Source organism: Intrasporangium oryzae NRRL B-24470 (assembly GCF_000576595.1).
In the GTDB taxonomy this organism is placed as follows: Bacteria; Actinomycetota; Actinomycetes; order Actinomycetales; family Dermatophilaceae; genus Intrasporangium_C; species Intrasporangium_C oryzae.
Window position 1 is genome coordinate 47,380 of record NZ_AWSA01000010.1, and the last position, 13,008, is coordinate 60,387.

Here is a 13,008-nt window from a genome sequence, read left to right on the forward strand (position 1 = left end):
GCGCCCGCGGCGGCAGTGGCAGGATGACAGGGTGGCCACGGCCCCCAGTCACGGACGCGGGGTGGGCCGGCCGTGGAGGCGGTCAGCGTCCTCCCCTGCCGGGTCGGAGCCGCCTGCCGCGGAACCGGGGCACCCGCACGGCGGTCGCGCCGTCGCGCTGGCCTTCGCCGCCCTCGGCGTCGTCTTCGGCGACATCGGCACGAGCCCGCTCTACGCCATGCAGACGGTCTTCAGCCTCGAGCACAACCGCGTCCAGGTGACCCGGTCCGACGTCTTCGGGGTCATCTCGATGGTGATCTGGTCGATCACGATCATCGTGTCGATGAAGTACGTCGCCCTGGCGATGCGGGCCGACAACGAGGGCGAGGGCGGGATCCTCGCGCTCGTCGCCCTCCTGCGGACCCACCTCGTGGCGCCCCGGCGGGCCCGCGCCGTCGTGATCATGGGCATCGTCGGCGCCGCCCTGTTCTTCGGCGACGCAGTCATCACGCCGGCGATCTCCGTCATGTCGGCGATCGAGGGGGTCGTCGTCGTCGACCCCTCCCTCGGCGACCTCGTCCTGCCGCTCTCGCTCGTGATCCTCACCGTGCTCTTCGCGGTGCAGCGGTGGGGCACCCAGGTCATCGGCCGGGCGTTCGGACCCGTCATGACCCTGTGGTTCGTCGTGCTGGCCGTGCTCGGGGTGCCGCACATCGTCCACAACCCGCAGATCCTGCTGGCCGTGTCGCCGACGTATGCGCTCGCCTTCGTCCTCGAGCACCCGCTCATCGCCTTCGTCGCCATGGGCGGGGTCGTGCTGACGATCACCGGGGCCGAGGCGCTCTACGCCGACATGGGCCACTTCGGCGCGGGGGCCATCCGCCGGGCCTGGTACGTCGTCGTCTTCCCCTCCCTTGCCCTCACGTACTTCGGCCAGGGCGCGATGATCCTCGACGACCCCTCCACCGTGGCCAACCCCTTCTTCCGGATGGCTCCCTCCTGGGCGACCCTCCCGCTCGTCGTCCTCGCCACCCTGGCGACGGTCATCGCCTCCCAGGCCGTCATTTCCGGCGCCTACTCCGTGTCGCGCCAGGCGGTGCGGCTCGGCATGCTCCCCCGCATGCTCGTGCGACAGACCTCGCGCGAGGAGGGTGGCCAGATCTACGTCCCGGTCATGAACTGGATCCTCTTCGTCGGCGTCGTCGTGCTCATCGCCGTCTTCCGTAGCTCCAGCCGGCTGGCCACCGCGTACGGCCTCGCCGTCACCGGCACCCTGCTCCTCACGAGCGCCCTCTTCCTCGTCCTCGCGCGGGAGGTCTGGCGGGTCGAGCGCTGGAAGATCATCACGTATGTCGTCCTCGTCGTCACGCTCGAGCTGACGTTCCTCGGGGCCAACCTCACGAAGATCGTCAGCGGCGGCTGGCTGCCGCTCCTCATCGCGGCAGCGGTCGTCGCGCTCATGACGACGTGGCGCCAGGGCTCGACGGCCCTGCACGAGGAGGAGCGCTACCTCGAAGGGCCACTCCCCGTCTTCGTCAGGATGATCCGCCACCACGACATCCCGCGCGTGCCCGGCGTGGCCGTCTTCCCCCACTCCAACGCGACGACGACCCCGCTGGCCCTGCGCGCCAACGTCGACTTCAACCGCGTCGTCCACGAGCACGTCATCCTCGTCCAGATCGTCAACGAGAACGTCCCGCACATCAGGCACGTCGACCGGGTGGAGGTCAACGACCTCGGCGACGCCGCGGACGGGTTCGTCCACGTCGCCGTCCACGTCGGGTTCGCGGACAGCCAGGACATCCCCAAGGGCCTCGCCCTCGCGATCGGCAAGACGCCCGAGCTCGACGTCGACATCGACGACGCGCACTACTTCCTCTCCGTGCTCACGGTGCACGCGACCGGCCCCCGGGGCCTCAAGACCTGGCGCAAGCGCCTCTACGCGTGGATGTACCACAACGCGGCCAACCGGACCGAGGTCTTCCACCTGCCCCCGGACCGGACCATCGTCATGGGCGCCCACGTCGAGCTGTAGGGGCGGCTCACAGACCGAGCGACCGTATGCCGCTCGCCCGCCCCCCGGCATACGGCCGAGCCGCCCGGTCCTCAGCCGTCAGCCCCTGAGGCCGTCGGGCCCAACCGCCGGCGCAGGCGGCGCACCCCGATGGCGAGCGCGACGTCGCGGTACTGCGCCGCCCGGTGGACCTGCGAGCGCCAGTCGGTGCCCGTGACCCGGTGGTGGAGGTCGCACGGCACCTCGACGATGCGCAGCCCGGCGTCGAGGACGTCGATCGTCATGCCGACCTCGACCCCCCACCCACGGGCGAACGGCGTCGCTGCCTCGATGGCGGCGGGCGAGAGGCAGCGCATGCCCGACAACGGCTGGGCGGGCGACCACCCGGTCAGCTCCTCGATGCCGCGCCGGGCGAGGCCGACGACGAAGCCGTGGCCGCCCCCGGCGGTGCTCTGGGCCGGAAGGGTCGCGATGGTCATGTCGGCCTCACCGTGCGCGACCGGGCCGACGAGCGCACCGACGGCCTGGGCCGACGCCTCGAGGTCGGCGTCGACGAAGAGGACCGAGGCCCGGTCGTCGAGGCGTCCGACGCGGCGCAGGCCGGTGACGCGGCCGAGGCCGCTCATCATCGCGTCGGCCTTGCCGTAGTTGCGCGAGTGGCGCACGACCTCGGCGCCCTCGTGGGCGGCGATGCGGGCCGTCCCGTCGGTCGAGCCGTCGTCGACGACGATGACGACCTCGACCCCGGGGATGTGCCGGACGCCGGCGATCGTCTCGGCGATCCGGGCGGCCTCGTCCTTGGCGGGGATGATGACGACGACAGGCAGGGTCGATCCCGCGGCCATCGCTCGTCCCCCTTTCAGCGCAGGGTGACCTGGCGGTTGGTCAGGCCGGCGCGGGCGCCGCGCTCTGCGGCGTCGAGCGGCTCGGTCGACGCCGCGGCGGCTTCGATGCGGTCCTTCATCTCGGCCACGGCGGGCTCGAAGCTGGCCGCCTCGGCAGAGGGGTCGACCTCCCAGACCGGGATGAGCAGGCCGCTGGACCGGAAGCAGCCGAGGAGCCGGCCGTCGTCGCCGAGCGTGCTCGTGCCGGCGGCGTGGAGGCGGGCGAGGGCCGTCGTCGCGGTGTCCTCGTCGTGGGGCAGGACCCAGCGGACGTAGGCGCGGTCGCCGATGAGGCACCAGTAGGCCGACGGGGCCGAGGCGAGCTTCGTCGTCGGGATGGCCGACTCGTTGGCGCGCTCGAGCGACTCCTTGCCGTCGGCGTCGAGGTCGGCGTCGGCGACCCAGAAGTCGAAGCCCTCGTGGACGGTGATCTCGAAGGGCGCCGAGGTGTCGATGAGGTCCTGGAGGCGGATAGTGTCGACGGTCGAGACGGGCAGGGTCTGCACGGGCGAGCCCGGCTCGGCCGCGACGGCGAGCTCGATGGCGTGGGCGATGTCGCGGCTCGTGTCGCCGCTCGCGTTGCCCGACTGGATGCCGACGAGGACCTCGCCCGACTCCCGGTGCAGGCCGGGCCAGGCGAGCGGGAGCACCGTGGCGATGGTGATCTCGTCGGGGGCACCCTCGGGGGCCTTGCCCTTCGCGAAGCGGACCGTGGCCGTGGCGGCCGGGACGATCTCGCGCATCGCGACCCAGTCGGTCTCGTTCGGCAGGCCCTCGAAGGGCCGGGAGACGAACGGTGCGGGAGCGGGACGTGAGGTGCGGTCCGCGCGCTCGCGGGGACGCCGAGATGCCTTACCCATGCGCGCCACCTTAGTGGCCCGCCCGCCGGGCCACGGACGCCAGTCCCATGGGCGGGTCCATCAGCCCGTATGCCGCTGGGCCGGCTCCCTGCCCACGCCGCCCGGGCGAGGCGGCTCACGGACGAGCGGCCGGCTCTGAGTCGAGGGCTGCGGCCAAGGGCTCGAGCGCGACGACGTCGGCGGGCGACGCGAGGTCGGGCGGCGCGATGAACACGGTCGAGACGCCACCGGCGACGAGACTGCGCAGCCGCTCGGCGTGCTCGTGCACGGTCGCGGCGTGGTGCCGCGCGGCGTAGGTCGCGGCCGCGGTCCCGCCCCGGAGCCGCTCGACGCGGGCCCACACGTCGTCGCGGTCGCGGCCGACGACCGGGAGGTCGAGCAGCGTCACGAGGGCGTCGTCGGGGTTCTTCCCGGCCCGGGCGACCTCGGCGAGGTAGGTCTTCGCCTTGGCCAGCCCTGCCTCGTCCGAGGGAACGTTGCACCCGTCGCCCAGCTGCGCGGCGATCCGCAGGGACCGCGCGCCCCCTCCGCCGACGATGACGGGGATCTCTCGGACCGGCCGCGGGTAGCACGTCGTCTCGGGGAGCGAGACTCGCTGACCGGCATACGGCTTGGTCCCGGGAGCCCAGAGGGCGCGCATCGTCTCGATGGCCGCCTCCAGCGCGTCGAGACGGTCCTTCGCAGGGGGGAGCGCCAGGCGGTAGCCCGCGTGCTCGCGCTCCCACCAGCCCGCCCCGACACCGACGAACACCCGCCCGCCGGAGAGGGCGGACAGGGTGGCCGCTGCCTTCGCGACGATGCCGGGTTCCCGGAAGGTGACCGGTGTGACGAGCGTGCCGAGCCAGAGGGTCGACGTCGAGGCGGCGAGCGCCCCGAGGGTGACCCACGGCTCGGGGACGGGGTCCCAGGCGCGCCCGACCTGGGGGATCTGGATGAGGTGGTCCATCAGCGCGATGCCGGCGAAGCCGCTGTCCTCGGCCGCGGTGGCCATCGCGCGGAGCCAACCGAGCAGGTCCTCGTCAGCGGGGAAACGTGAGAGCTGGAGGACCAGACCGCGCGGCCCCCGCTCCGTGCCGCTCTGGGCCCGATCCGGTGGGCGCGCCGTCCGACGGGCTCCCGCACGAGCCGGCCTCCCCGGCGTGTCCTCGAGGACGGCGGAGCCGCTCCCGTCGACGACGAGGATCTCGTCCCAGCCCTCCGCCGACAGCTCCGACCGGGCCGCCCGTGCCGCCGTGACCTGGCTCGCGAGGACGCGGGCCGGGACCGGGCGGTCGCGCTGGGAGGCCCGTGAGCGGCATACGTCGGCGGGGGTGTCGAGGACCACGGCGACCGCGGGGAGCCCGGCCCCCCGAGCCTGCTCGAGCCAGCGGCGGCGGCGTGCTGCATCGGTCCCGAGCGTGTCGACGACCGTCGTGAGCCGGCGCGCGAGGCGGGCGGCGACGACCTGCTCGAGGATGGCGAAGGCGTCGACCGAGGCGTCGAGGTCGGCGGTGCCACTGCCGACGACGGCACGGAGGGCGTCGGACGAGACGACCTCAGCGGGTCGGTAGCGCTGCGCGGACCAGGTGGTCTTCCCCGCGCCGGCAGGCCCGACGAGCACGACGAGGGCCGGGTCCGGCAGCCGCGGCTCCGCGGTCCCGGCCGGGCGCCCCATGACCGCGCGACCCGGAGCTCAGTGGGAGCGGCGGCGCGAGGGCCCGCCGAGCGAGGCCCAGACCGTGCGGCCGTTGGACTCCTCGAGGACGCCCCACTCGTGGGCGAGGGAGCGGACGATGCGCAGGCCACGCCCGCCGAGGCCCCACGTCGTGGGCGGTGCGGGGCGGGGAACCGTGGGGCCCCCGCCGTCGGTCACCTCGACCTCGACGACGTTGTTCTTGACCTTCCAGTGCACGCGGATGTTGCCGTCGGACAGCGGCCTCGCGTGCCGGACCGCATTGGCGACGAGCTCGCTGACGACGATCTCGGACTCGTCGATGACCTGGGGCGGCACCTCCCGTGACAGGAGGTCGGAGACGAGCTCCTTGCGGATCCGGGGGGCGGCCGACGGGGCCCACGGGATGCGGACGGTTCGCTTCTCGCTCACGGGCGTCTGGACGGCGCTGCTCGCGGCTGCCTGACCATCTCCCTGGTTGGTCGTCACCCTGCCTCCTTCAGCGGCGCGGTCCGCGCCTTGCGATGCACGGTAACGAACCCTGCTGCTGACCTCAACGAGGCCCCCGATCGCCGGGATGTCGGGCCACCGTCTCCCCTCCGAGACAGTGCGCGCACCACGTGTGGCCAGCACATACCCGCGCGACCCCCTATCGCAACATTTGGGGTTGGCAACGGAACAGTCGCGATATATCGTCGAAGTATCGCGACTGTTCTCAGCCGCCTCGACGCAAGGAGAACACCATGAACAGCAACCAGGAACCCGGCTGGGGCCGGGGATGGGGCGACTGGTCCCAGGGAGCACCCGGATGGCGACCCCCGGGGCCGGGCTTCCACGGGCACGGCCGAGGTCGCGGCCGCCCCGGCCCGCCGCCGTGGGTGCAGGACCTCGTCCGGCAGTTCGGCGGCCCGGGCGGATTCGGAGGCGAGTTCGGCGGCCGACGTGGCGGCCGGGCGCGCCGCGGTGACGTCCGGGCCGCGATCCTCGACGTCCTCGCCGGCGACGAGATGAACGGCTACCAGCTCATCCAGCAGATCGCCGAGCGCTCGGGCGGAGCCTGGAAGCCAAGCCCCGGCTCGGTCTACCCGACCGTGCAGCAGCTCGAGGACGAAGGGCTCGTCGAGGGCCGCGACGTCGACGGTCGGCGCCTCCTTCGCCTCACCGACGAGGGCCGCGCCTACGTCGAGGAGCACCCCGACGAGATGGCGGAGACGTGGCGACCGTTCGAGGCCACGCCCGAGGAGCAGTCGGCGAGCGGCGGCTCCGGCGATCTCATGCCGGTCGTCGGGCAGGTCATGGGCGCCATGTGGACCGTCGTCACGACGGGCACGGCCCAGCAGCGCGCCGAGGCCGCCGAGATCCTCACCGAGACGCGCCGCAAGCTCTACGGCCTGCTCGCCGACGGCGACCCCGAGTGACGCGTCCCGGCTGAGCGTCCCAGCCGACGCAGAACGAGGTGTATGCCGCTGAGCCCGCTCAGCGGCATACGCCTCGTTCGTCGCGGGCCACCTGCGGATCACCTGGCGGATCACCGGGCGTCTGGTGCTGTCAGGACAACACCAGACGCACGATGATCCGCAGGCAGATCGTGCGTCAGTCCGACCCGGCGCCGATCAGCTGGCCTCCGCGACGTCATGGACGGCCGTCGCGGGGCGCAGGAGGAAGAAGCCCAGGTCCCGGCCGCCGGCGCGCTGCTCGTAGACGGCATAGCCCGGGTAGACCGAGACCGCGAGCTCGCGGAGGCGGTCACGCTCGTCACCGGTGATGTGCTCCGCGACGACCGCGTGGGTGACGTCGTCGAGCTCGAGCGTCGCCTCGGGAGTCGCGAGGAGGTTGAAGTACCACGCGGGCGGGCGCTCCTGGCCGAAGCACGAGGCGATGACGCCCCAGCCCTCCTCGAACGGCAGCATGAGGAGCGGGACGGTGCGCGGGAGCCCGCTCCGGGCACCGGTCGTCGTCAGCATCCCGACCGGCGCGCCCGCGATCCACCCGCTGAACGTCCGCCGATGCGGCGCGAGGCGATGGCCGGCCCGGTCGACGTGGTGGAGCGTCCGCTTGAGCAGCCACGACCCCGGCCCGGTCGCGCCGAACCACCGCACGGCACGCTGGGTCGCCGTCGCCTCCTCGAAGACTCGAACTGCCATGGCTGCACCGTAGTGGGCGCCGTCCTCCCGCGACCAGAACGGGTGGCGCAGCGCCGAGCGGGGTCGGGCAGGATGGCCGGATGCCTTCACCCTCGGCCTCCGGGCTCCTCGTGGCAGGGACGTCGTCAGACGCCGGCAAGTCCGTCCTCGTCGCGGGCCTCTGCCGCGCCCTCGCGCGTCGCGGCCTGCGCGTCGCCCCCTTCAAGGCGCAGAACATGTCGAACAACTCGATGGTCTGCCTCGACGGCGGCGAGATCGGCCGGGCGCAGTACCTCCAGGCCCAGGCCGCGCGCGTCGTGCCGACCACGGCGATGAACCCCGTCCTGCTCAAGCCCGGCACGGACCGCCGCGCCTTCGTCGTCGTCCGCGGCGAGCCCGCGGGCACGCTCGAGGCAGGAGATTATGCCGCTGGGCGCGCTCATCTCGCCGAGGCAGCGTTCGCCGCCTACCGGGAGCTCGAGACCACGTACGACCTCGTCGTGTGCGAGGGCGCGGGGTCTCCTGCGGAGGTCAACCTGAGGTCCGGCGACTACGTCAACATGGGGCTCGCGCGTGAGTTCGGCCTGCCCGTCGTCGTCATCGGGGACATCGACCGCGGCGGCATCCTCGCCTCCCTGTACGGGACGTGGGCGCTGCTCGAGGACGAGGACCGCGCGCTGCTCACGTCCTTCGTCATCAACAAGTTCCGAGGAGACGTGTCGGTCCTCGAGCCGGGACTGGCCGAGATCACGGCTCGGACCGGCGTGCCGTTCCACGGGGTCGTGCCGTGGCTGCTCGACGTCTGGCTCGACAGCGAGGACACGCTCGAGGTCGGGCACTGGCGCGCATCAACCGCCCTGTCGGCCACGGCCCGCGACCGGCTCAAGGTGGCCGTCGTCCGGCTCCCCCGGATCTCCAACGCGACCGATGTCGACGCCCTGGCCGTGGAGCCGGGGGTGGACGTGCTGGTCACGGTCGATCCCGCTGTCGTCGAGGCTGCCGACCTCGTCGTGCTGCCCGGGTCGCGTTCAACGACAAGCGATCTCGCGTGGCTCCGCGAGCGCGGCCTCGCCGACGTGCTGTCGCGTCTGGCAGCCTCGGGACGACCGGTGCTCGGGATCTGCGGCGGCTACCAGATGCTGGCGCGGGAGATCGAGGACGACGTCGAGGGCCGCGTCGGGGTCGTTCCCGGTCTCGGCCTGCTGCCGATCCGCGTCGAGTTCGGTGCCGACAAGGTCCTCGCCCGGCCCAGCGGGACGTGGCGCGGCCACGAGGTCGAGGCCTACGAGATCCACCACGGCATCGCGCGACGGCTGCCTCCGCCCCCAGGGGAGGTCGCTGATCCGCCCGCTGTGCAGGGCTTCCTCGACGGTTGGAACGACGGGCCGGTGTGGGGAACCATGTGGCACGGCACCTTCGAGAACGACGACTTCAGGCGGGCGTGGCTGACCGTGGTCGCCCGGGCCGTCGGGTCCGAGTGGCAGCCGACCCTCGACGCGCCGGGCTTCGCCGAGCGCCGCGAACGGATGCTCGACACCCTGGCCGACGCCCTCGAGGAGCACGTCGACATCGACGCCCTCCTTGCCCCCACGCGGGTGGGCACCGGGGCGGATGTCAGTGCGGGGACCCGGTCGCAATCTCGTTGACGTAGCCCCTGCGAGCGCCGACCATCGATGGATCGGGGACAGGCCGGCGCGACGGGCGAGGTGGGGCGTGTCATGGGCGGAAGGACGGTGCTCGGGGCTGCAGACGTCAGCGACGAGCTGCTGGCGACGATGGTCGCGTCGAGCCTCGGCGTCGGCCGCGTCGAGCTTGTCACGACCGAGGCTGAGGTCTTCCCGTACGACCTCGACGCGCTGACCACGGCCGGACGCTTCTGGGTGCGGGGCACGGCGCGAGTCGTCGACCCGGGTGACGGCGCGCTGCCCGCGGTCAGCACGGCGCCGTTCGCCTTCTTCGTCAAGGTGGTCCAGTCGTGGGCCCGGTCGCCCCTGTTCGCGATGGTGCCCGAGCCGATGCGCGAGGCCGCCCTGCGCATGGTGCCGTGGCGGACCGAGCCCGAGGTCTACCGGTCGTCGCTCGAGGCCGCGCTGCCCGCCGGCCTGCGGATGCCGCGAGCGCTCGGAGTCGTCGACCTCGACGAGCTGTCGGCGGCGGTGTGGCTCATGCCGGTCGCGATCCGCTCGGTGCCGTGGGACCACGACCGTCATGTCCGCGCGGCCCGCCTGCTCGGGCGCCTCGCAGCGAGTCCGGCGGTGCGGCCCTACAGCGAGGCCGCCGCTCAGCAGGGAGGACGCTCGGTGCGGGACTATGCTGCCGGCCGCCTAGAACACCTCATCCTGCCCGCCCTGCGAAGTGACGAGTTGTGGGAGCACCCGCTCGTCTCCGAGGCGTTCCGCGACGAGCTGCGTGGCCGGCTCCGTGCTGCTGCCGACGCCGTCCCCGCGTATCTCGGCGAGCTCGACGCGGTTCCCCTCGGCACGAGCCACGGTGACGCGTGCACGCGCAACCTCCTCGTCACGGACGCGGATGACGGCTTCACGCTCATCGACTTCGGTTTCTGGGGACGCAGCCAGCTTGGCGCCGACCTGGGCCAGCTGCTGCTCGGCGAGGTGCAGATGGGTGAGCGGCCGGCCCGCGAGCTCCCGGCGCTCGAGGCGGCCTGTCTGACCGCCTATGTCGAGGGACTGCGCGACGAGGGCTGCGACGCCGACGCGGGCGTCGTGCGACGGTCGCACGCCCTCCTCATGCTCCTCTTCTCGGGCCTGTCGGCAGTCCCGTTCGAGCACTTGGGCAGGACTCCGACGGCCGAGCTGCGGCGGCTCGCGGACGAACGCGCCCGGAGCGCGCGGTTCATCCTCGACCTCGTCGACGCCACCCAGCCGGTCGGGTGAGTGTGGCGGCGACGTCCCGCCCGCGCGACCCGCGGGCCTCGGCGCTCGAGGGGGACGCGGCTCCTACCGCGCGAGGTTGTAGAGCCGCGACTCCCACGGCAGCAGGTCGAGGCCGTCCCGACCCGGGTGCGTGGCGAGCAGCACCCGGGCGCCCGCGAGGTCCGGCAGCTCGGCCGCCGGGGCGCTCACCGGCTGCGACGCGCAGTTCGCGAGCACGAGCAGCCGGTCGTCCCCGTGGGTGCGCACGATGACCCAAAGCTGGTCGTGGTCGGGCAGCAGGAGCGCGAAGTCTCCCTCGGAGACCACGGGGAGCTTGTGCCGCAGGGCGATGAGGGCGCGGTAGTGGGCGAGGACCGACTGCGGGTCCGCCTCGGCGGCAGCGGCATTGATGAAGGTGTGGTTCGGGTTGACCGGCAGCCACGGCTCGCCCGCCGAGAACCCGGCATTCGGCGAGTCGTCCCACTGCATCGGCGTGCGGGCGTTGTCCCGGCTCTTGATCAGGAGCGAGCGCATCACTGCCTCGCGGTCGAGGCCCAGGCCCATCGCGCTCGCGTAGTAGTTCACCGACTCGATGTCGCGGTACTGCTCGATGCTGCCGAAGTCGGCGTTCGTCATCCCGAGCTCTTCGCCCTGGTAGACGTAGGGCGTCCCGCGGTGCAGGTGCAGCACAGTGGCCAGCGTCTTGGCCGAGCTGACCCGGTGCTCGGGGCTGTCGTCGCCGAAGCGGGACACCGCCCTCGGCTGGTCGTGGTTGTTCCAGTAGAGGGAGTTCCAGCCGACGTCAGCTAGACCCAGCTGCCAGGACTGGAGGTTGCGCTTGAGCACCGGCAGCGGCAGGTCGGCGATGTCCCACTTCACCCCGCCGGGCTTCACGTCGAGGTCAACGTGCTCGAAGGTGAAGACCATGTCGAGCTCGCGGCGGGAGGCGTCGGTGACGTGGCGGGCGAGCTCGATGGTCGAGCCCGGCATCTCGCCGACGGTCAGCAGGTGGCGATCGGTGAGCCCGACCTCGCGGTTCATCTCGGCGAGGAACTCGTCGAGTCGCGGACCGTTCGCCGAGCCGGCGAAGGGAGACCCGAGCGCCTGACCGGGGAGGACGGGGCCGTCGGGCAAGGTGGGGTCCTTGGAGATGAAGTTGATGACGTCCATGCGGAACCCGTCGACACCGCGGTCGACCCACCAGCGCATCATCGCGTAGACGGCCTGCCTCACCTCGGGGTTCTCCCAGTTGAGGTCGGGCTGCTTCGCGGAGAAGAGGTGCAGGTAGTACTCGCCGCTCTTCTCGTCGAGCTGCCAGGCCGGCCCGGAGAAGGCCGCGGCCCAGTTGTTGGGCTCCGCGCCCGGGCTGCCCGCCTCGTGCCCGGGGCGCGGTGGCCGCCACCAGTACCAGTCACGCTTCGGCGAGCTCGGGTCTCGCGACTCGACGAACCAGGGGTGCTCGTCTGAGGTGTGGTTGACCACGAGGTCCATCAGGAGCCGGATCCCGCGGTCGTGACAGGCCGCGATGAGGGCGTCGAGGTCCGCGAGGGACCCGAAGAGCGGGTCGACGTCCTGGTAGTCGCTGATGTCGTAGCCGTTGTCGTCCATCGGCGAGGTGTAGACCGGCGAGAGCCAGAGGACGTCGACGCCGAGCCGTGACAGGTGGTCGAGCCGCGACGTGATGCCGGGGATGTCGCCGACCCCGTCACCGTCGCTGTCGGCGAAGGAGCGGGGATAGACCTGGTACACCACGGCGGTCTTCCACCAGTCGGGTGCACGCAGTTCCGTGCTTCCGGGCACGCTCGTGGGCGACGTCGACGGAGACATGCTCGGATCCTTGCAGAAGGCGACCCCTCAGATCGCGGACCAGCCTCCGTCGCAGGGCAGGATGGCGCCGTTGACGTTGCTCGCGTCGTCGCTGAGCAGATAGGTGATCGTGGCGGCCAGCTGCTCCGACGTCGCGACTCCCGGGATCGTGGCCTGCATGATGGGCCCCAGAACCGCACCCGCGTGGGCGGACTTGAAGGGGGCCTCGATGTTGGTCGCCACCGCACCGGGCGCCACCGCGTTGCAGCGCACGCCGTCGCCCTTGTAGAAGACGGCGACGCTCTTGGTGAAGCCGTTGACGGCGTGCTTGGACGCGGCATACGCCACCCCCGAGGCGGAGGCCCGCAGGCTGGCTTCGGACGAGACGTTGACGATGGCACCGCCCCCGGCGCCGATCATGATGGGCAGGACGGCCCGCGTGAGGCGCATGACCGCGTTGAGGTTCACGTCGAAGACCCGCTGCCACGTGGCGTCGTCGACCTCCGCCGGGGGGAGGAACGCGTCCATGATCCCGGCCACGTTGGCGAGGCCGTCGACCCGTCCCTCGGCGGCCGCGACGACGGCATCGACGCCGTCCTGGCCGACGATGTCACCCGCAACGGGCACGAGGTCGAGGTCGGGGAACTCGGCGACGAGGGCGTCGAGCCGCGGCCCGGAGATGTCGGCCGCGACGACGCGCGCGCCCTCCTGCGCGAGCCTGACGGCGGTCGCCCGCCCGATCCCGGAGCCGGCACCGGTGACGATGACGGTCCTGCCGTCGAAGCGGCCGGGCGTGTGTTGGACGGACATGGTGACCT

At 72.4% G+C, this 13,008-nt stretch carries 11 protein-coding genes; 4 read left to right on the plus strand and 7 right to left on the minus strand.

Going from position 1 to position 13,008, the window contains the following annotated elements:
* The first annotated feature begins 31 nt into the window (after window positions 1-31).
* Complete coding sequence (locus tag N865_RS06180; protein WP_245603688.1) at window positions 32-2,014, plus strand: potassium transporter Kup; 1,983 nt, start codon at window positions 32-34, stop codon at window positions 2,012-2,014.
* Between the two features lie 71 nt (window positions 2,015-2,085).
* Here the strand turns inward: N865_RS06180 and N865_RS06185 are convergent, their stop codons facing one another.
* The 4 genes from N865_RS06185 to N865_RS06200 form a co-directional block, all read right to left on the minus strand.
* Window positions 2,086-2,838, minus strand: coding sequence for a glycosyltransferase family 2 protein (locus N865_RS06185; RefSeq protein ID WP_034802944.1), 753 nt, complete (start codon window positions 2,836-2,838; stop codon window positions 2,086-2,088).
* A 14-nt stretch (window positions 2,839-2,852) separates the two neighbouring features.
* The gene (locus N865_RS06190; RefSeq protein ID WP_034802947.1) at window positions 2,853-3,737 is read right to left on the minus strand and encodes a DUF5926 family protein; all 885 of its coding nucleotides are present in this window, start codon (window positions 3,735-3,737) and stop codon (window positions 2,853-2,855) included.
* Window positions 3,738-3,852: 115 nt separating this feature from the next.
* Window positions 3,853-5,391, minus strand: a complete 1,539-nt coding sequence (locus N865_RS06195) for an LLM class flavin-dependent oxidoreductase (protein ID WP_034802950.1) — start codon at window positions 5,389-5,391, stop codon at window positions 3,853-3,855.
* An 18-nt stretch (window positions 5,392-5,409) separates the two neighbouring features.
* Window positions 5,410-5,877 (minus strand): ATP-binding protein, encoded by a 468-nt coding sequence (locus N865_RS06200; protein WP_084327997.1) that lies wholly within the window; start codon window positions 5,875-5,877, stop codon window positions 5,410-5,412.
* A gap of 254 nt (window positions 5,878-6,131) precedes the next feature.
* On the opposite strand from N865_RS06200, the gene N865_RS06205 reads away from it, so the two are divergent.
* The gene (locus tag N865_RS06205) at window positions 6,132-6,806 is read left to right on the plus strand and encodes a PadR family transcriptional regulator (protein ID WP_034802953.1); all 675 of its coding nucleotides are present in this window, start codon (window positions 6,132-6,134) and stop codon (window positions 6,804-6,806) included.
* Between the two features lie 195 nt (window positions 6,807-7,001).
* Here the strand turns inward: N865_RS06205 and N865_RS06210 are convergent, their stop codons facing one another.
* Complete coding sequence (locus N865_RS06210; protein ID WP_034802956.1) at window positions 7,002-7,532, minus strand: nitroreductase family deazaflavin-dependent oxidoreductase; 531 nt, start codon at window positions 7,530-7,532, stop codon at window positions 7,002-7,004.
* A gap of 80 nt (window positions 7,533-7,612) precedes the next feature.
* On the opposite strand from N865_RS06210, the gene N865_RS06215 reads away from it, so the two are divergent.
* Both N865_RS06215 and N865_RS06220 read left to right on the plus strand, forming a co-directional pair.
* Window positions 7,613-9,157 (plus strand): cobyric acid synthase, encoded by a 1,545-nt coding sequence (locus N865_RS06215; protein ID WP_051510261.1) that lies wholly within the window; start codon window positions 7,613-7,615, stop codon window positions 9,155-9,157.
* A gap of 72 nt (window positions 9,158-9,229) precedes the next feature.
* The gene (locus N865_RS06220; protein WP_169735707.1) at window positions 9,230-10,405 is read left to right on the plus strand and encodes a phosphotransferase; all 1,176 of its coding nucleotides are present in this window, start codon (window positions 9,230-9,232) and stop codon (window positions 10,403-10,405) included.
* A 63-nt stretch (window positions 10,406-10,468) separates the two neighbouring features.
* Here N865_RS06220 and N865_RS06225 read toward each other — a convergent pair whose 3' ends face one another.
* The gene (locus N865_RS06225) at window positions 10,469-12,211 is read right to left on the minus strand and encodes an alpha-glucosidase (RefSeq protein WP_051510262.1); all 1,743 of its coding nucleotides are present in this window, start codon (window positions 12,209-12,211) and stop codon (window positions 10,469-10,471) included.
* Window positions 12,212-12,238: 27 nt separating this feature from the next.
* Window positions 12,239-13,000, minus strand: a complete 762-nt coding sequence (locus tag N865_RS06230; protein ID WP_034802962.1) for an SDR family NAD(P)-dependent oxidoreductase — start codon at window positions 12,998-13,000, stop codon at window positions 12,239-12,241.
* Window positions 13,001-13,008: the final 8 nt, after the last annotated feature.